The following is a 17,943-nucleotide window of genomic DNA, read 5'->3' on the forward strand; positions in this document are numbered from 1 at the left end:
TCCATGTTAACCCGCTCCCCCTCGCGCGCCGCCCACCCCGTCGGGCGGTCCGGACCGTGGCCCCGACGACGGCTCGTCCTCCGGCGGGTGCTCGACGGGATCGCGCGTGGGGTCCTCACCCTCGTCCAGCGCCTCCCAGAAGGCGCGGTCGGGGTCGGCCGGCCGCGGACGGCGCCCGTCGGCGCCGGCGGCGCCCGGGGCGTCGTACCGGGCGCCCATCCGCGGCAGCACGGCCGCCCACCGGACCGCGAGCAGGCCCGCCGCCACCATGAGCAGGCCGCCGAGCACCCCCAGCAGCGGCCCCGCCACGAGGGCCTCGGGCGGCAGCGGGCGGTCGCCGGGACGCAACCCGTCGGGCAGGGCGCCCGCCGTGGGCGCCACCAGCCCGGTGGCGCCCCGCAGTACCGCCCACAGCCCCGCGACGGCGACGAGCGTGCCGACGACCCGGCGCCCCCAGCCGGCGGTGGCGACCAGGCCGCCGACCGCGGCCAGGCACAGCAGCGCCCACGGCACGAGGATCGGCTCCGCGGTCGCGCCGTCCGCCGTGGTGGTGCGCTGGCCCGTCACGCCCTCGACGACCTGGCTGACCCACGTCAGCCGCGAGGCCCCCCACAGCACGCCCGCCGCGACCACCAACAGCAGCGCCAGCAGCCCGAGCAGCCGACCCGGCGGGTGTGCGGGAGAGCGGCCGCCGGCGGGGCGGTGGGGCGCGGCGGTCATCGCGCGGCCGGCTGGGGATCGGAGCGGTGCACGTGCTCGGCGGGGGCCGTCGTCGGCGTCGGCGTCGCGACCGTGCCGGCGGCCGCGACCGCGGCCAGCACGGCCCGGGCCTTGTTGACGCACTCGGCGTCCTCGGCCACCGGGTCGGAGTCGGCGACGATGCCGCCGCCGGCCTGCACGTAGGCGACGCCGTCGCGCAGGAGACCGGTGCGGATCGCGATGGCCGTGTCGGCGTCACCGGCGAAGTCGAGGTAGCCGACGATGCCGCCGTAGAGCCCGCGCCGCGTCGGCTCGAGCTCCTCGATGATCTCGAGCGCCTTCGGCTTCGGCGCGCCCGAGAGCGTGCCCGCCGGGAAGCAGGCCGCGACCGCGTCGAACGCCGTGCGCCCCGCCGCCAGCCGGCCGCTGACGGTGCTCACCAGGTGCATCACGTGGCTGTAGCGCTCGATCTCGAAGAACCGCCGCACCGTCACCGTGCCCGGCACGCAGACGCGCCCGAGGTCGTTGCGCCCCAGGTCGACGAGCATGAGGTGCTCGGCGCGCTCCTTCTCGTCGGCGAGGAGGTCCTTCGCGAGGAGGGTGTCCTCCTCCTCGTCGGCGCCCCGCCAGCGCGTGCCCGCGATCGGGTGGGTGGTCGCGACCCCGTCCCGGACCGTCACGAGCGCCTCCGGGCTCGACCCGACGATCTCGAACGGCCGGCCCTCGGCGTCGGCGAGGCGCAGCAGGTACATGTACGGGCTGGGGTTGGTCATCCGCAGCACGCGGTAGACCTCCAGCGCGTCGGCCGCGGTCTCGGCCTCGAAGCGCTGCGACACGACGATCTGGAACGCGTCGCCGGCGCGGATGCGCTCCTTGGCGACCTCGATGGCCGCGTGGTGCTCCGCGGGCGACCGGCGCCGCCGCACGTCGCCCGGCCCGCCGGGCGTGCCGACCGTCGCCACCGTCGACGGCGCCGGCGCGGCGAGCTCGGCGGTCATCCGGTCGAGCCGGGCGAGCGCGTCGTCGTAGGCGACGTCGGCGCGCTCGGGGCTGTCGTCCCAGTTCACGGCGTTGGCGATGAGCGTGACCGTGCCCTCGTGGTGGTCGAGCGCGGCCACGTCGGTGGCGAGCAGCATGACCGTCTCGGGGATCCGCAGGTCGTCGGCGGCGTGCTCGGGCACGCGCTCGAGCCGGCGCACCGCGTCGTACCCGACGTAGCCCACCAGCCCGCCGGTCAGCGGCGGCAGCCCGGGCAGCGGGTCGGTGCGCAGGCGCTGCAGCGTCTCGCGCAGGACCGCCAGCGGGTCGTCCCACTCGTGCTCGTCGTCCGGCCCGCCGGGCAGCCCCACCGGCACCTGGCCCGTCCAGGTCGCCCGGCCGCCGGACTCGGTGAGCGTGGCCGCGCTGCGGGCGCCGACGAAGCTCCACCGCGACCACGACTCGCCGTGCGCCGCCGACTCCAGCAGGAACGTGCCCGGCCGCTGCCCCGCGAGCTTGCGGTAGAGCCCCACCGGCGTCTCGCCGTCGGCCAGCAGCCGCCGCGTCACCGGGATGACCCGGTGGTGCGCCGCGAGCGCGTGGAACCCCGCGCGATCGGGCACCACCTCGCCGAGCGGGGCGGAGGCGTGGCTGGATCCGGACACGGACCCATTCTGGCCCCCGCCCCCGACAGCCTCCGTCGCCCGGGGTGGCGTCAACCACGCTCCGGTGCGGGCTCGGCCGGGATGGTCGGGCCGGCCGGCTCGCCCGCGGGCTCCGGCGCCGCGCGCGTCCGGGCGGCCACCGCGACGGCGCCGAGGACGACCGCGCAGCCGACCAGCTGGAGCACGCCGGGCACCTCGCCGAGCACCAGCGCGCCGAGCAGCACCGCGCCCACCGGCTGGAGCAGCAGGATCGAGGCGCCGGTGGAGGACGCGAGCCGCGGCAGCGCCGAGGCGATCAGCACCCAGCCGATCACCTGCCCGACGACCGCGAGCGTGATCAGCCAGCCCAGCGCGGGCCAGCCGGGCGCGAGGTCGACGCCCTGCCAGAACGAGCCGACGACGAAGGACGTCGCCGCCGCGCCGACGGTGGCGATCGCGACGGGCGTGAACCGCTGCCCGGGACCGGCCCCGAGCCGCACGAAGAGCAGGTAGCCCGCGTACGCGACCGCGGCGATCAACGCCGTCACCGTCCCGCGCACCGGGGCGGGCGCCGTGACGGCGTCGGTGCCGCCGACCAGCCCGCCCGCCAGCGCGACACCGACCAGCATCACCGGCACCGCGAGCACGAACGTCCGCCGCACCCGCTCGCCGAGCACCAGGAACGCCAGCAGCGGCAGGATCACGACCTGGGCGTTGACCACGACCGTCGACACCCCGGCGCCGACCGCCCGGACCGACTCCGCCCACAGCGTCATGTCGAGCCCGAGCAGCGCGCCGCCCACGAGGAGCACGACCGGGCGGTTGCCGGCGGAGGCTGCGACGCGGCGCCGGCGGCGCCACTCGAGCAGCGCCAGCGGCACGAGCAGCGGCAGCGCCAGCGCGCAACGGAAGAACGTGGCGGTCCCCGGGCTCACGTCCGCGAGCGCGATGAAGATCGGCGAGAACGCGATGCAGAGGCTGCCCGCGACGGCGACGAGGCGCGGGTCGAGACGGGAGCGGTCGGTGGACCCGGTCGGGCCGGGCGCCGGAGCGCGGCGGTCGAGGGAGCGCGTCACGCCCATGATGTTGCGTTCCGCAACCGTCAAGGACCAGCGATCATTTCTGCGCTCGACCCGTTACATTCCCTACCGTGTTCGCGCTGGATCACCTCCGCGCCCTCGACGCGCTCGCCGCGCAGGGCTCGGTGGCCGGCGCGGCCACGTCGCTGCACCTCACGCCGTCCGCGGTGTCCCAGCAGCTGGCCAAGCTCGAGCGCGAGGCCGGGGCGCCGCTCACCGAGCCGGCCGGGCGCGGCCTGCGCCTGACCCCGGCCGGGCGGATGCTCGCCGAGCACGCGACGCAGATCCTCGCCCGTGTCGCGGCGGCGCGGCTCGACCTCGACCGTCTGCGCGACGAGGTGGTGGGCGAGCTGCGGATCGGCGCGATCCCGACCTCCGTGCACGCGCTCGCGCCCACCACCTTGGCCCGCCTGCGCACCGCGCACCCCGACCTGCGGGTCGCGCTCGCCGACGGGGAGGCCGAGGAGACCCTCCCGGCGGTCCTCGCCGGCGACCTGGACCTCGCGGTGGTCGAGAACTGGGAGGGCTCCCCCGCCCCCATCCCGCCCGGCACCTCACGGGCGCGGCTCTGCGAGGACGTCATCGACCTCCTGCTGCCCGCGCACCACCGCCTCGCCGGTCCCGGTCCGGTCGACCTCGCCGCGGTGGACGACCTCGACTGGGTCGCCGACGGCAGGGAGAACCGCGCGGGGGTGTGGCTCGTGCAGACGCTGCGCGGCCTCGGCCTCGAACCGCGCGTGACGTGCCAGGTGCGGGGCTTCGGGATGCACGTCGAGCTCGTCGCGGGGGTGGGGGTCGCGGCGCTGGTCCCGCGCCTGGCCCGTCCCCCGCTGCCGCCGGGCGTGGTCGCCGCGACGACCGTCCCGGCGATGCGCCGCAGCATCGACGCCGTGTGGCGCACCGACCGCGGGACGGCGGCGGTACGTGCCGCGGTCGAGGAGTTCACCGCCGTCGCCGCCGAGCGCGACGCGGGTCCGGCGGCTCCGGCGGGTCCGGCGGGTCCGGCGGGTCCGGCGGCTCAGGCCTCGGGCGCGAGCAGCTGGTCGGCGTCGAAGCAGGTGTGATCGCCGGTGTGGCAGGCCGCGCCGGACTGGTCGACGAGCACCAGCACGGTGTCGCCGTCACAGTCGAGGCGCACCTCGACGACCTTCTGGACGTGTCCGGAGGTCGCGCCCTTGACCCAGAGCTCGTCGCGCGAGCGGGACCAGTAGGTGCCCTCGCGGGTGGCGAGCGTGCGGGCCAGGGCCTCGTCGTTCATCCACGCGACCATGAGGACCTCGCGGGTGTCGTACTGCTGCGCCACCGCGCACACCAGGCCGTCGGGGGTGCGCTTGAGCCGCGACGCCACCGCCGCGTCGAGCGTGAAGGTCATCGGACCTCCACCCCGTCGGCCCGCAGCGCGTCCTTGACCTCACCGATCCGCATGATCCCGAAGTGGAACACGCTCGCCGCGAGCACCGCGTCCGCCCCCGCCGCCACGGCCGGGGGGAAGTGGTCGACCTCGCCCGCGCCGCCGCTGGCGATCACCGGGACGTCGACCAGCGCGCGCACCTTCGTGATCATCTCGAGGTCGAAGCCGGCCTTGGTGCCGTCGGCGTCCATGGAGTTCAGCAGGATCTCGCCGACGCCCAGCTCCTGGCCGCGCTGGGCCCACTCGAGCGCGTCGATGCCGGTGCCGCGGCGCCCGCCGTGGGTGGTGACCTCGAACCCGGACGGCGTCGGCTGTCCGTCGGCGGGCACGCGCCGGGCGTCGACCGACAGGACGATGCACTGCGACCCGTACCGCCGGCTGGCCTCGCCGAGGAACTCCGGGCGGGCGATCGCGGCGGTGTTGATGCCGACCTTGTCCGCACCCGCGCGCAGCAGCCGGTCGATGTCGTCGTTGGTGCGCACGCCGCCGCCGACCGTCAGCGGGATGAACACCTGCTCGGCGGTGCGGCGCACGACGTCGTAGGTGGTCTCGCGCTCGCCGGACGAGGCGCTGACGTCGAGGAACGTCAGCTCGTCGGCGCCCTCGGCGTCGTAGAGCCGCGCCATCTCGACGGGGTCGCCGGCGTCGCGCAGGTCGACGAAGTTGACGCCCTTGACCACCCTGCCGGCGTCGACGTCCAGACAGGGGATCACGCGCACCGCGACACCCATACCGATCAGCCTAACCGCGCGAGGGAGGCGCGAAGACCGCCGGCCTCCGTGAGCAGTCGGCCCCCCTATCGGGGCGCCAACTGCTCACGTACGGGTCGCGGCGAGGGCGTCGGCGAGGGTGAAGTTGCCCGCGTAGAGGGCCTTGCCGACGATCGCGCCCTCGACGCCCCGCGGCGCCAGGTCGGCGAGCACCCGCAGGTCGTCGAGCGACGAGACCCCGCCCGAGGCCACCACGGGCCGGTCGGTGCGGGCGCAGACGGCCTCGAGGAGCTCGGTGTTCGGGCCGGTCAGCGTCCCGTCACGGCCGACGTCGGTGACGACGTAGCGCGCGCAGCCCTCGGCGTCGAGACGGGCGAGCACGCTCCAGAGGTCGCCGCCGTCGGACACCCATCCGCGCGCGGCGAGACGGTGGCGCCCCTCGGAGATCTTCACGTCGAGCCCGACGGCCACCCGGTCGCCGAACTCGGCGATCGCCGACGCGCACCACGCCGGGTCCTCGAGCGCGGCGGTGCCGATGTTCACCCGCGCGCAGCCGGTGTCGAGCGCCCGGCGCAGGGAGGCGTCGTCGCGGATGCCGCCGGACAGCTCGACCTTGATGTCGATCTTCTCGACGACGGACGCGAGCAGCGGCGCGTTGGAACCCCGGCCGAACGCCGCGTCGAGGTCGACCAGGTGCAGCCACTCCGCGCCGCCCGCGGCCCAGGTCTCGGCGGCCTCGAGGGGATCGCCGTAGCCGGTCTCGCTGCCGGCACGGCCCTGGACGAGACGGACCGCCTGGCCGTCCACGACGTCCACGGCGGGGAGCAGGTCGATGGTCACGGGGCGCGATCGTAGCCAGCGGGCTCCCGCGCCCCGATCAGGTCCGCCCGCCGCCGGGCGAGCAGCTCCCGCTCGGCGACGGTGCGCACCAGCTCGAGGGCGCGGTCCAGCTCGCCGACGGCCTCGTCGACGCGGCCGAGCGTGACGAGCATGTCGGCGCGGACGGCCGGGAGCAGGTGGTAGCCGGCCATCACCGGTTCCGCGCGCAGCGGCTCGAGGACCGCGAGCCCGGCCTCGGGCCCCTCGGCGCGCGACACCGCCACCGCACGGTTCAGCTCGATCACCGGCGACGGGGTCAGCGCGGCGAGCTCGGCGTAGGTCGCGGCGATCGCCGCCCAGTCGGTGTCGGCGGTGGACCGCGCCCGGGCGTGGCAGGCGGCGATGGCGGCCTGCAGCGTGTACCGCCCGCGGGGCCCGCCCTGCTCGGCCCGCGCGAGCGCGGCGAGCCCGCGCTGCAGCAGGACGCGGTCCCACAGGGCCCGGTCCTGGTCGCCGAGCAGCACGGGCTCCCCCGACGGCCCGATCCGCGCCCGCAGCCGCGAGCCCTGCAGCTCCATGAGGGCGACGAGGCCGTGCACCTCGGGCTCGTCGGGGCAGAGCGCGGCGAGGACGCGCCCGAGCCGCATCGCCTCGACACACAGCGTCGGGCGGGTCCAGTCGACGCCGGTGGTGGCCGCGTAGCCCTCGTTGAACACGAGGTAGACCACCTCGAGGACCGCGCCGACCCGCGCGGTGAGCTCCTCGCCGACCGGGACGACCAGCGCCTCGGGGCCGACACCGGCCAGGCGCTTCTTCGCGCGGGAGATCCGCTGGCCGATCGTCGGCGACGGCACGAGGAACGCGTGGGCGATCTCGTCGGTGGTCAGTCCGCCGAACAGCCGCAGGGTCAGCGCGACCCGGGACTCGCGGGCGACCGCCGGGTGGCACGTGGCGAACAGCAGCGCGAGGACGTCGTCGCCCACTACCGCCGCCCCGTCGCCGACCGTCTCGTCGGCCGCCGGAGCCACCCTCGCGTCGTCGAGCATCTCCGTCTTGCGCGCGAGGTTCTGCTCCCGGCGGATGGCGTCGATCGCCCGGCGCCGCGCCGTCGCCGACAGCCACGCCGCCGGGTTGTCCGGCACGCCCTCGCGGGGCCACTGCTCCATCGCCGCGACGAGCGCGTCGTGGGCGAGCTCCTCGGCCCGGCCCACGTCCCGCACCACGCGCGCGACGCCGGCCACGATCCGGGCGGACTCCATCCGCCAGACCGTCTCGAGGACGGCGTAGGGATCGGTCACCGCTGCTGGTGCGCGGCTCGCGCGCGCAGCTCCTCCTCGGCCTCGAGCACCTCGGGCGGGGCGATGCCCTCGAAGTCCTCGGCCTCGGTCACGCGGCGCACCTCGATGCGCTCCCCGTCGCGGAACGGCGCCCGGCGCGCCCACGAGACGGCGTCGGCGAGGGAGTCGACCTGGAGGATCCAGAACCCGCCGACGAGCTCCTTGGCCTCGGCGAACGGGCCGTCGGTGACGGTCGGCTCCTCGCCGTCGAACGCGACGAGTGCACCCTTGGCGCTGGGCAGCAGGCCCTCGCCGGCGAGCAGCACCTCGGCGTCGACCATCGCGGTGTTGAACGTCGCCATCTCCTCGAAGAGGGCGGGGTCGGGCGGCGTGGCCATCTGGGCGGCCTCGTCGTACTTGAGCAGCAGCATGAAGCGCACGGGGATCTCCTCGGGAACGACGGGTGACGGGTCAGGCCTGGTCGCGCTCGGCGATCCGCCGGCGCAGGGTGGCCTCGGCGTCGAGCACCTCGGCCGCGGCGACGTCCTCGAACTCGCTCATCTCGGCGATGCGGCGCACCGAGAGGCGCACGCCCGGGCCGATCGGGCAGCGCTTCGCCCACTGCACGGCCTCCTCGCGGGAGCCGACCTCGAGGATCCAGAACCCGGCGACGAGCTCCTTGGCCTCGGCGAACGGGCCGTCGGTGACGCTCGCGGTCTCGCCGTCGTGGGTGACGGCGAAGCCCTCGGCACTCGGGGCGAGACCCTCGACCGCCAGCAGCACGCCGGCCTCCACGAGGTCGTGGTTGTACCGGCCCATGGCCTCGAAGGTGTCCTCCGGGCGCGGCGCGTCGGCCTCGCCGACGGCCATCGACTCCGGGGCCTCCATGATCAGCATGTAGCGCACGGCGCTGCTCCTCGCGGGGTCGTCGGCGAGGCCCTCCCCCGCCGCTCACCCCGTGCGTCGAACGAGTCGGGCGTTCTTCGACACCGGTCGGGGACGACCTCTCCCCGCGATTTCTACCGCAGCGCGTCGAGCCAGTTCGACAGCAGTGCCGCGCCCGCTTCGCCCGATTTCTCCGGGTGGAACTGGGTGGCCGACAACGGCCCGTTCTCGACGGCGGCGACGAAGTCCTCGCCGTGGTGGGCCCACGTGACCGAGGCCGGTCGGAACCGCTCGGAGACCTGCTGCTCCCAGCGCCGCACCGCGAACGAGTGAACGAAGTAGAACCGCGTGCCGGGGTCCATCCCGGCGAACAGGACGCTGTCGGCGGGGGCGCTGACCGTGTTCCACCCCATGTGGGGCAGCACGTCGGCGTGCAGCTTCTCGACGGTGCCGGGCCACTGCCCCGCGCCCGCGGCCTCCTCGCCGAACTCGACCCCGCGCTCGAAGAGCACCTGCATGCCCACGCAGATGCCCAGCACCGGACGGCCTCCGGCCAGGCGTTGGTCGATCAGCCGCTCGCCGTGCACCGAGCGCAGACCCGCCGCGCAGGCGGCGAACGCCCCCACGCCGGGGACGACGAGCCCGTCGGCCTCGAGCGCGGCCCGGCCGTCGGCGGTGACCTCGACGTCGGCGCCGACGTGCTCGAGGGCGCGTTCGGCGGAGCGCAGGTTGCCCGAGCCGTAGTCGAGGACGACGACGCGCGGGGTCCGGGTACGGGGTGCGGGGGCCGTGGCCGACGGCGAGGTCACGACCGCCAGGCTACCGAGCGTCCCGGCCCCGGGACCTCCCGCGCCTCGAGCACCAGCAGCCGGCCGGGGCCGTCGGATGGCCGCGGCACGTCGTCGACCGGACGTGCGTAGCCGCCGGCGACGAGCCGGTCGACGGCGAGCTCGTAACCGAGCGCCCAGGTCTCGTCCGCCATTCCCGCGACGAGCACCCCGCCGGGCCGCAGCACCCGGAGGAAGCCGACGAGCGCGCGAGGACCGAGGTGTCCCGGCGCCAGTCCGCCGGCACACGTCACGGCGCCGAACTTCTCGCCCGCCCCCGGCACATCGTCGCGCAGGTCGGCGGGGCCGAGGTCGGTGTAGACGCGACGCCGGCGAGCCCGCCGCACCATCATCGGCGAGAGGTCGAGGCCGTCGACGGACCGGAACCCCCGCTCGGCGAGCGCCGCCCCCACGAGGCCGGTCCCGCAGGCCGCGTCGAGGACCTCGGTGCGGGGGTCGACGAGTGTCGCGAGGTGCGCGGCCACCGCCGCGGGCGCCGGGCTGCGCAGGTGGGCGGCGACGTCGGCGTCGTCGTAGGTCTCGGCCCAGGCGTCGTAGAGGGCCCGGAGGTCGTCGACGCTCGTCGCGGCGCCGACGAGCGCGAGCCGCTCCGCCACGTCCGTGGCGCCGTCCACTCTGCCTCCCGGTTCGGTCGTGCCCGACCGGAAGTGCCCGCTCCGTGCGCCCGCCGAACCGTGAGGTGGGTCAAGCAGGCAGCAGGCGCAGGACGGCACCGCCCACGGCCAGCAGGGCGAGCACGCCGAGGACGACGGCGGCGACGCGGTTGCGCGACCAGAAGCTGACGACGCCGCCGACGAGGAAACCGGCGAGCGCGAGGAGCCCGACGATCAGGAGGTCGGAGCCGCTCATCGGATGGTCCAGCTCCGCTGCGCTGCGTGTCCCGTCACGACTCCAGGACGCCCTTGGTGGACGCCGGGCCCTCCAGCCGCGGGTCGGGCTCGGTGGCGGCGCGCAGCGCGCGGGCCATCGCCTTGTACTCGGCCTCGGTGATGTGGTGCGGGTCGCGACCACCGGTGACCCGCACGTGCAGGGCGATGCCGGCGTGGAACGCGATCGACTCGAACACGTGGCGGTTGAGCACGGTCGGGTAGTGGCCGCCGACGACGAAGCCGGCCATCGCGTCGGGCTCGCCGGTGTGCACGCAGTACGGCCGCCCGGAGACGTCGACGACGGCCTGGGCGAGCGCCTCGTCCATCGGGATCCAGGCGTCGCCGAAGCGGCGGATGCCCGACTTGTCACCGAGCGCCTGCTTGAGCGCCTGGCCGAACACGATCGCGACGTCCTCGACGGTGTGGTGCGCGTCGATCGCGACGTCGCCACTGGCCCGCACCACGAGGTCGAGCGCACCGTGCTTGCCCACCGCGTCGAGCATGTGGTCGAAGAACGGCACCCCGGTGGCGACCTCGGTGCGGCCCGTGCCGTCGAGGTCGATCTCGACGAGCACGCTCGACTCCTTGGTCACGCGCTCCACGCGTCCCGTCCGTCCCACGGGGTCCAGGTTACGCACCGCTCCGGCTCGCCACGGGAGCTGCCCGTTCGGCCGATCGCTCTTGCCCGCTCCGTCACTTAGCGTCGAAGACGTCCGCATCACGGGGGGACGGGATGCTCGGACGGGAGGGGTGACCGCGGCTCGCGGTCGCTCCGCGTGACTCGGGGGGAGCTCTCATGGTGTGCCGGCGCTGCTTCCTGTCGTCCGGCCGCGACTTCGCCCCGTACCCCCTGGGCAAATGGGTCTACCGGCGCTGCCGCCGCTGCAACGGGACGGGACGGCACGTGCGGCCCATGCGGAGGGTCCTCGGCGGGCCACTGGAGGACGGCAGCGGGGTGTGGCAGGGCCCGTAGCCGGTCAGCGCCGGACGACGCGGACGTGGACCGCGCCGCTCTCGCCGGGCGTGAACCCCTCGACGCGGTAGCCCGCCGGCAGCGCCGCGAGACCGTCGAAGAGACGCTCCCCCGCGCCGGCGAGGATCGGCGCGATCACGAGGCGCAGGTCGTCCACGAGACCCTCGGCGAGGAACGCCCGCACCGTGGCGACCCCGCCGCCGAGCCGGACGTCGCGGCCGTCGGCGGCCTCCGTCGCCCGGGCCAGGACCTCCCGCGGCGAGCCGTCGACGAAGTGGAACGTCGTCCCGCCCGCCATCGGCAGGGACGGCCGCGGGTGGTGGGTCAGGACGAAGACGTCGTGGTGGTAGGGCGGGTCCTCGCCCCACCAGCCGCGCCAGCTCTCGTCGGGCCAGTCGCCCCGCACCGGGCCGAACATGTTCCGGCCCATGATCGTGGCGCCGACGTTCTCCTCGCCGGCCAGGAACGCGGCGTGGTCCGCCCCGCTCCCCTCGCCGTCCGGAGGGTCGAGCTCCGCTCCGCTTCGTCTCCGGGAGAAGCTCGGCATCATCCAGTCGTGCAGTCCCTCGACGCGGTCGCCGAAGGGTGCGTCGGCCCGCTGGTCGGTGCCCGTGCCGAACCCGTCGAGCGTGAGCGTGAAGGCGTGGACGCGGAGCCGGGCCATGGTGCCCCCTCGAGCTGGTGATGGCATTTCACAACTGGTTGGACCGGAGGATAGGGACATCCAGTGGTAAAGTGCAACCAGTCGGTGAGGAGGCTCCGGATGCGGCAGGACGGACGGTCGGGCTGCCCGATCAACCGGGCGGTCGAGGCCCTCGGCGACCACTGGACCCTGCTGGTCCTGCGCGACATCACCTTCGGCGGCCGGCGGCACTTCCGCGAGCTGCTGGCCGGGTCCGAGGAGGGGATCGCCTCGAACATCCTCGCCGACCGGCTCCACCGCCTCGTCGACGACGGGATGCTCACCCGGGACGACCCCGGCCGCGGGCGCCGCGCGACCTACAGCCTCACCGAGGCGTCCATCCAGCTGATCCCGGTGTTCGTCGCCCTCGGATCGTGGGGCCTGCGCCACCGCGAGACCACCGACGAGCTCCGCGTGCGTGCCGAGCTGCTCGAGGAGGGCGGCCCCGCGATGTGGGCCGACTTCATGGCCGAGCTGCGGGTGACCCACCTCGGCGCCCCGGAGCCCGCGCACCCGCGCGAGCCCGTGGTCGAGCGCCTGCGCGCGGCACGCGAGGGCGCCCGGGAACCCGCGGCCGGCTGACGGGTCCGCTCCCGACCTCGAGCGTGGTCAGGGCCGCAGGACGTCGGCGCTGACCGCGAGGAACCGGTCGTTCTCCTCCGGCGTCCCCACCGTCACCCGCAGCATCCCCGGGATGCCGACGTCGCGGACGAGCACACCCGCATCGAGGTAGGCCTGCCAGGCGGCGTGCGCTGCGCCATCGCCCACCCGCCCGAAGCGGGCGGGGAAGCCGCCGTAGAGCAGGAAGTTCGCGGTGCTCGGCACGACCCGGGCGCCCAGGTCGGCGAGCGCGGCGGCGATCCGGTCACGCTCGCGCGAGAGCGTCGCCACCAGCGCGAGGGTGTCGTCGGCGTGCTCGAGCGCGGCCAGCGCAGCCGCCTGGGTGAGCGCCGAGAGGTGGTAGGGCAGCCGGACGAGCATCAGCGCCTCGATCACCGCGGGCGCCGCGGCGAGGTAGCCCAGCCGCCCGCCGGCGAACGCGAACGCCTTCGACATCGTGCGGCTCACGACGAGCTTGTGCCCGAGCGGCTCGAGCAGCTCCACCGCGCTGGGCCCGGAGGAGAACTCGACGTACGCCTCGTCGACCACGACGAGCCCCGACGCCGCGTCGGCGATGGCGCGCAGCTCGTCGAGCTCGATCGACTGTCCGGTGGGGTTGTTGGGCGTGGTCACGAAGAGCACGTCGGGCTGCTTCTCGGTGACGACGCCGACGGCCTGGTCGGCGTCGAGCGAGAAGTCGTCGCGGCGCGGGGCCGGGACCCACTCGGTGCGCGTGCCCGCGGCGAGGATCGGGTGCATCGAGTAGCTCGGCTCGAAGCCCAGGGCGCGTCGTCCGGGCCCGCCGAAGGCCTGCAGCAGCTGCTGGAGCACCTCGTTCGAGCCGTTGGCCGCCCAGAGGTTCTCGGTGGCCAGGCGCACGCCCGTGGCCCGCGTCAGGTAGGCCGCGAGCGCCGCGCGCAGTGCGGTGTGGTCGCGGTCCGGGTACCGGTGGAGCGTCGCGGCGGCCTCGCGGGTCGCCACGGCCACGCTCTCGACCAGCGCCGGGGGCGGCGGGAACGGGTTCTCGTTGGTGTTGAGCGCGACGGGGACCTCGAGCTGCGGCGCGCCGTAGGGGCTGCGCCCGCGCAGGTCGTCGCGCAGCGGCAGGTCGTCGAGGGTGACCCCGGCGCCGATCACGTCGGACACGTCAGCGGTCCTTCCGACGCCCGAAGCGCGCCGTGACGGCCTGGCCGTGCGCCGGCAGGTCCTCGGCGTCGGCGAGCGCCACGACGCGGTCGGCCACCTCGGCCAGCGCGTCGGCGGAGTAGTCGACGACGTGGATGCCGCGCAGGAACGTCTGCACCGAGAGCCCGCTGGAGTGCCGCGCGCAGCCGCCGGTGGGCAGGACGTGGTTCGAGCCCGCGCAGTAGTCGCCGAGCGAGACCGGGCTGTGCGGACCGACGAAGACCGCGCCCGCGTTGCGCACCCGGGCGGCCACCTCGCGGGCGTCCGCCGTCTGGATCTCGAGGTGCTCGGCGGCGTAGGCGTCGACCACCCGCAGCCCGTCGTCCACCGACGTCACGAGGATCGTGCCCGACTGCGGGCCGGACAGCGCCGTGGTGATCCGCTCGGTGTGCTTGGTGGTGGCCACCTGGGCGTCGACCTCGTCGTCGACCGCGTCGGCGAGCTCGGGCGAGGTCGTGACCAGCACCGACGCGGCCGCCGGGTCGTGCTCGGCCTGGCTGATCAGGTCGGCGGCGACGTGCACCGGGTCGGCCGTGGCGTCGGCGAGGATCGCGATCTCGGTGGTGCCGGCCTCGGAGTCGATGCCGATGCGCCCGCGCAGCACCCGCTTGGCCGCGGTGACGTAGATGTTGCCCGGGCCGGTGACCATGTCGACCGGCTCGAGCGCGCCGCCGTCGGTGTCGGTGCCGCCGTACGCGAGCAGGGCGACCGCCTGGGCGCCGCCGACGGCCCACACCTCGTCGACGCCGAGCAGCGCGGCCGCGGCGAGGATCAGCGGGTGCGGCCGGCCGCCGAACTCGGCCTGGGGCGGCGAGCAGACGACCAGCCCCTCGACGCCCGCCTCCTGGGCGGGCCCCACGTTCATGACGACGCTGGAGGGGTAGACCGCGAGGCCGCCGGGCGCGTACAGCCCGACGCGGGACACCGGCACCCACCGCTCCGTGACCGTGCCGCCGGGCACGACCTGCGTGGTGGTGTCGACCCGGCGCTGGTCGGCGTGCACCGTGCGCGCCCGCTCGATCGACGTCTCCAGCGCCGCGCGGACGTCCGCGTCGACGCCGTCGAGCGCGGCCCGCAGCGCCGCGGCGGGCACGCGCACGGACTCCGGTCGCACCCGGTCGAACTGCTCGGCGTACTCCAGCGCCGCGTCGGCCCCGCGCTCGCGCACCGCGTCGATCACCGGACGGACCCGCTCGACCACGGCGTCGACGTCGACCGCGGCCCGCGGCAGCATCGCCCGCAGCTCGGCGGGGGCGGGGACGGCGGCGCGCAGGTCGATCCGGGACAGCACGCACCCAGGGTAGCCAGGGCCCACGACGAGAGGACTCAGGTGCAGGTCCGGTGACCTGTGCGTCCGAACACGAACCAGCGCATCGCGCAGTACATGAACACGGCCTCGCACAGCCCCGCGGCGAGGCGGGCGAGCTGGACCGGCGCGCCGGTCGCGACGACGCCGTGGGTCACGCCGAGCACGATGGCGGCGTAGTTGACGGCGATCACCGCGACGTAGCGCCCGATCTGGGTGCCGACCGGGCGCTCGGGGTCGAAGTTCAGCCACCGGTTGAGCACGAAGCTCAGCGCGAAGGCCGTGCCGTAGGCGACCGTCACGGCCGCGGACAGCGGCAGCCGCAGGCCGTCGATCAGCACCGAGAGCAGGAGCAGGTCGACACCGAAGGTGAACCCGTTGACCGCGGCGAAGCCGACGACGCTCGGGGCGACCACGCGCCGCAGACGGCCCGGCAGGACGGCGACCACGGCGTCACAGGCCCGCCGGAAGCGCTCGCGGGCCGTCACCGCTCCATCAGACCGGTCGGGACGCCCCGTCCGCGGGGGATCCGACGACGAGCGGACGAACGTCGGGTGAACCTCTACAGCCCGTTGCGGGTCACCGAGAACGTCGACGTCCGCAGGCCCGTGCCGCCCGTCCACGGCTCGAAGCCGGCCTGGACGCTGGTGAGGAACCAGGTCGACCTCACGACGCCCGCGCGGGTGGCCTCGCGGACGAAGTCGGTCAGCGGGAGGTTCGTCACCGACGTCACCGGGGTCTTGCGGACGAACGAGATCACCGGCAGGTCGATCCGCCCGTACCAGACCTCCCAGCGCGTGCCGGCGATCGTGATCTCGTAGTACTTGCGCCCGATCGGCTGCACCCAGGAGGTGCGGTTGAGCCAGACCATCATCTCCGCGCCGGTGTTGCGGCCGGCCTGGGTCGCGCTGGGGTCGAACCAGACGTCGTACGCGGTGTTGTACTGCTGCGTGCCGCCCGCCGTGGGCCGCGACGTCGCCCACGTCGAGCGCAGCGTGCCGAGGTCGGAGACGCGGCGCGGGAACGGGCTCTTCGCGGTGCAGTAGCCGTAGACGCAGCCGCGGTAGACCGAGGGGTAGCCGGCGGGCCCGGTGTTGTTGACGTGCCGCGCGGTGTCCACCGTGAGGCCCACGCCGGTCGCGGCCGCGGTGATGCACTGCTCGGTGCTCGCGCCCCACCGGTTGTTCTGCACGACGTAGGTCGCGCCGGCCAGCGGGAACGACCCGAACTGGTCGCAGGTCCGCGCGGGGGCCGCGACACCGGACCCGGAGCCGACGAGCAGCCCGGTCCCGATCAGCCCCGCGATCACCGCCCCCGCGAGCCATCGCGTCGAGCACCGCATCCGTCGCACCACGTCGTCCCCTCGAGACCGTGCCGGTCGTTCCGCGACACGACGACCCGGACGCCCGGGAGGGTGGTCACCCGCTCGGGTGCGGCGACGAGCCGGTGACCACGGGCGACGGTCCGGTGACGCGCGGCGTCGATCACCGATCGGTACTGGTGTGACGGGCAGTCGGGTGGGCACTCTGCATCGCGTGAGCGCGAAAGCCGAGATCGGCGTCAGCGGCCTGGCCACCATGGGGCGCAACCTCGCCCGCAACCTCGCCCGCCACGGGCACGTCGTGGCGGTGCACAACCGCAGCGCGCAGCGCATGCGCGAGCTCGTGGAGAACTTCTCCGACGAGGGGACGTTCGTCGGGGCCGAGTCGGCGCAGGAGTTCGTCGACGCCCTCGAGCGGCCCCGGCGGATCGTGCTGATGGTCCCCGCGGGCGCGGCGACCGACGCGGTGATCGACGAGTTCACCCCGCTGCTCGAGCAGGGCGACGTGATCATCGACGCCGGCAACGCCCACTTCCTCGACACCCGCCGTCGGGAGAAGGCGCTCTCCGAGAAGGGCCTGAACTTCGTCGGGATGGGCGTCTCGGGCGGCGAGGAGGGCGCCCTCAACGGCCCGTCGATCATGCCGGGCGGGCCCAAGGAGGCCTACGACGCGCTCGGCCCGCTGCTCGAGGACATCGCGGCGAAGGTCGACGGGGAGCCGTGCTGCACCCACATCGGCGCCGACGGCGCGGGCCACTTCGTGAAGATGGTCCACAACGGCATCGAGTACGCCGACATGCAGCTCATCGCCGAGGCCTACGACCTGTTGCGCAAGGGCCTCGGCCTCGACCCCGCGGCGATCGCGGACACGTTCCGTTCCTGGAACTCCGGCCGTCTCGACTCCTACCTCATCGAGATCACCACCGAGGTCCTCGCCCACGTCGACGCCGACACCGGCAAGCCGTTCGTCGACGTCGTCGCCGACGAGGCCGAGCAGAAGGGCACCGGGCGCTGGACGGTCCAGGGCGCCCTCGAGCTGGGCGTGCCGGTCACCGGCATCGGCGAGGCGGTGTTCTCCCGCTCGCTCTCGGGCCACCGCGACCTGCGCGACGCCGCCCGCGGGCTGCCCGGCACGTCCGGCGCGGTGCTCGAGGGCGCCGCCGCGGAGGGCTTCGCCGACGACATCGAGCAGGCCCTCTACGCCTCGAAGATCGTCGCCTACGCCCAGGGCTTCAACCAGATCCAGGCCGGCGCCGAGGAGTACGACTGGTCGATCGACCTGGGCGCGGTCGCCTCGATCTGGCGCGGCGGCTGCATCATCCGGGCGCGGTTCCTCGACGAGATCACCGCCGCCTACCGCCGCGACCCGGCGCTGCCCACGCTGCTGACCGACCAGTCCTTCAGCGAGGCCCTCGCGGGCGCCCAGGACGCCTGGCGCCGCGTCGTCGCCGTGGCCGCCCAGCTCGGCATCCCGGCGCCCGGGTTCTCGACGGCGCTCGCGTACTATGACGCCCTGCGCGCCGAGCGCCTGCCCGCGGCCCTGATCCAGGGCCAGCGCGACTTCTTCGGCGCGCACACCTACCGGCGCACCGACCGCGAGGGCACGTTCCACACCCGCTGGGCCGAGGAGGGCCGTCCGCAGGAGGAGCGCTGAGTG

General features: G+C 75.1%; 22 protein-coding genes. 4 read left to right on the forward strand and 18 right to left on the reverse strand.

The window, feature by feature from the left end:
• Positions 1-6: 6 nt before the first annotated feature.
• Genes QSK03_RS01905 through QSK03_RS01915 form a run of 3 tightly spaced genes read right to left on the reverse strand, consistent with a single transcriptional unit; the run spans position 7 to position 3,397 of the window.
• Positions 7-720, reverse strand: a complete 714-nt coding sequence (locus tag QSK03_RS01905; protein WP_285648259.1) for a TIGR02234 family membrane protein — start codon at positions 718-720, stop codon at positions 7-9.
• Positions 717-2,342 (reverse strand): anthranilate synthase component I, encoded by a 1,626-nt coding sequence (locus QSK03_RS01910; protein ID WP_285648260.1) that lies wholly within the window; start codon positions 2,340-2,342, stop codon positions 717-719. The genes QSK03_RS01905 and QSK03_RS01910 overlap by 4 nt, the downstream gene beginning before the upstream one ends.
• A 50-nt stretch (positions 2,343-2,392) precedes the next feature.
• Entirely contained in the window at positions 2,393-3,397 is a 1,005-nt protein-coding gene (locus tag QSK03_RS01915; RefSeq protein WP_285648261.1) for a DMT family transporter, read from the reverse strand.
• Positions 3,398-3,471: 74 nt separating this feature from the next.
• On the opposite strand from QSK03_RS01915, the gene QSK03_RS01920 reads away from it, so the two are divergent.
• Positions 3,472-4,464 carry a LysR family transcriptional regulator gene (locus tag QSK03_RS01920; protein ID WP_285648262.1) on the forward strand — a complete coding sequence of 331 codons (993 nt, stop codon included), beginning with the start codon at positions 3,472-3,474 and terminating at the stop codon, positions 4,462-4,464.
• Here QSK03_RS01920 and hisI read toward each other — a convergent pair.
• From hisI to hisB, 10 genes are all read right to left on the reverse strand, one after another.
• Positions 4,419-4,772 (reverse strand): phosphoribosyl-AMP cyclohydrolase, encoded by a 354-nt coding sequence (gene hisI, locus QSK03_RS01925; RefSeq protein WP_285648263.1) that lies wholly within the window; start codon positions 4,770-4,772, stop codon positions 4,419-4,421. The two genes, QSK03_RS01920 and hisI, sit on opposite strands and share 46 nt — an antisense overlap.
• On the reverse strand, positions 4,769-5,542 hold the full coding sequence (hisF, locus tag QSK03_RS01930) for an imidazole glycerol phosphate synthase subunit HisF (RefSeq protein ID WP_285648264.1): 774 nt from the start codon (positions 5,540-5,542) through the stop codon (positions 4,769-4,771). The genes hisI and hisF overlap by 4 nt, the downstream gene beginning before the upstream one ends.
• Positions 5,543-5,626: 84 nt before the next feature.
• On the reverse strand, positions 5,627-6,361 hold the full coding sequence (priA, locus tag QSK03_RS01935; RefSeq protein ID WP_285648265.1) for a bifunctional 1-(5-phosphoribosyl)-5-((5-phosphoribosylamino)methylideneamino)imidazole-4-carboxamide isomerase/phosphoribosylanthranilate isomerase PriA: 735 nt from the start codon (positions 6,359-6,361) through the stop codon (positions 5,627-5,629).
• Positions 6,358-7,599, reverse strand: a complete 1,242-nt coding sequence (locus QSK03_RS01940) for an RNA polymerase sigma factor (RefSeq protein WP_285648583.1) — start codon at positions 7,597-7,599, stop codon at positions 6,358-6,360. Before QSK03_RS01940 ends, priA begins: the two co-directional genes overlap by 4 nt.
• Before the next feature lie 35 nt (positions 7,600-7,634).
• Entirely contained in the window at positions 7,635-8,057 is a 423-nt protein-coding gene (locus QSK03_RS01945; protein WP_285648266.1) for a YciI family protein, read from the reverse strand.
• A gap of 31 nt (positions 8,058-8,088) precedes the next feature.
• Positions 8,089-8,514: a YciI family protein gene (locus QSK03_RS01950; protein WP_285648584.1), complete on the reverse strand. Its 426-nt coding sequence runs from the start codon at positions 8,512-8,514 to the stop codon at positions 8,089-8,091.
• A gap of 122 nt (positions 8,515-8,636) precedes the next feature.
• Positions 8,637-9,311: an imidazole glycerol phosphate synthase subunit HisH gene (gene hisH / locus QSK03_RS01955; protein WP_285648267.1), complete on the reverse strand. Its 675-nt coding sequence runs from the start codon at positions 9,309-9,311 to the stop codon at positions 8,637-8,639.
• Entirely contained in the window at positions 9,308-9,964 is a 657-nt protein-coding gene (locus tag QSK03_RS01960) for a class I SAM-dependent DNA methyltransferase (protein ID WP_285648268.1), read from the reverse strand. Before QSK03_RS01960 ends, hisH begins: the two co-directional genes overlap by 4 nt.
• A 70-nt stretch (positions 9,965-10,034) precedes the next feature.
• Positions 10,035-10,199 (reverse strand): CG2302 family histidine operon protein, encoded by a 165-nt coding sequence (locus tag QSK03_RS01965; protein WP_285648269.1) that lies wholly within the window; start codon positions 10,197-10,199, stop codon positions 10,035-10,037.
• A 34-nt stretch (positions 10,200-10,233) separates the two neighbouring features.
• Positions 10,234-10,839 carry an imidazoleglycerol-phosphate dehydratase HisB gene (gene hisB, locus QSK03_RS01970; protein ID WP_285648270.1) on the reverse strand — a complete coding sequence of 202 codons (606 nt, stop codon included), beginning with the start codon at positions 10,837-10,839 and terminating at the stop codon, positions 10,234-10,236.
• 176 nt (positions 10,840-11,015) lie between these two features.
• On the opposite strand from hisB, the gene QSK03_RS01975 reads away from it, so the two are divergent.
• A complete protein-coding gene (locus tag QSK03_RS01975; RefSeq protein WP_285648271.1) occupies positions 11,016-11,192 on the forward strand; it encodes a hypothetical protein in 177 nt (58 codons plus the stop codon).
• Between the two features lie 4 nt (positions 11,193-11,196).
• On the opposite strand, the gene QSK03_RS01980 is transcribed toward QSK03_RS01975, so the two are convergent.
• Complete coding sequence (locus QSK03_RS01980) at positions 11,197-11,856, reverse strand: dihydrofolate reductase family protein (protein WP_285648272.1); 660 nt, start codon at positions 11,854-11,856, stop codon at positions 11,197-11,199.
• Positions 11,857-11,955: 99 nt separating this feature from the next.
• Here QSK03_RS01980 and QSK03_RS01985 point away from each other — a divergent pair, with 99 nt between their 5' ends.
• Positions 11,956-12,456, forward strand: a complete 501-nt coding sequence (locus QSK03_RS01985) for a winged helix-turn-helix transcriptional regulator (protein ID WP_285648273.1) — start codon at positions 11,956-11,958, stop codon at positions 12,454-12,456.
• Between the two features lie 27 nt (positions 12,457-12,483).
• On the opposite strand, the gene QSK03_RS01990 is transcribed toward QSK03_RS01985, so the two are convergent.
• The 4 genes from QSK03_RS01990 to QSK03_RS02005 form a co-directional block, all read right to left on the reverse strand.
• Positions 12,484-13,620 (reverse strand): histidinol-phosphate transaminase, encoded by a 1,137-nt coding sequence (locus tag QSK03_RS01990; RefSeq protein WP_285648274.1) that lies wholly within the window; start codon positions 13,618-13,620, stop codon positions 12,484-12,486.
• A gap of 1 nt (position 13,621) precedes the next feature.
• Complete coding sequence (hisD, locus tag QSK03_RS01995) at positions 13,622-14,950, reverse strand: histidinol dehydrogenase (protein WP_285648275.1); 1,329 nt, start codon at positions 14,948-14,950, stop codon at positions 13,622-13,624.
• Between the two features lie 35 nt (positions 14,951-14,985).
• A complete protein-coding gene (locus QSK03_RS02000) occupies positions 14,986-15,453 on the reverse strand; it encodes a GtrA family protein (protein WP_285648276.1) in 468 nt (155 codons plus the stop codon).
• Between the two features lie 74 nt (positions 15,454-15,527).
• Positions 15,528-16,307: a GH12 family glycosyl hydrolase domain-containing protein gene (locus QSK03_RS02005; protein ID WP_285648277.1), complete on the reverse strand. Its 780-nt coding sequence runs from the start codon at positions 16,305-16,307 to the stop codon at positions 15,528-15,530.
• Between the two features lie 193 nt (positions 16,308-16,500).
• Between QSK03_RS02005 and gnd the strand changes: the two genes are divergently transcribed.
• Complete coding sequence (gnd, locus tag QSK03_RS02010) at positions 16,501-17,940, forward strand: NADP-dependent phosphogluconate dehydrogenase (RefSeq protein ID WP_285648278.1); 1,440 nt, start codon at positions 16,501-16,503, stop codon at positions 17,938-17,940.
• Positions 17,941-17,943: the final 3 nt, after the last annotated feature.

It is taken from the genome of Actinomycetospora sp. NBRC 106375 (genome assembly GCF_030269665.1).
GTDB lineage: Bacteria > Actinomycetota > Actinomycetes > Mycobacteriales > Pseudonocardiaceae > Actinomycetospora.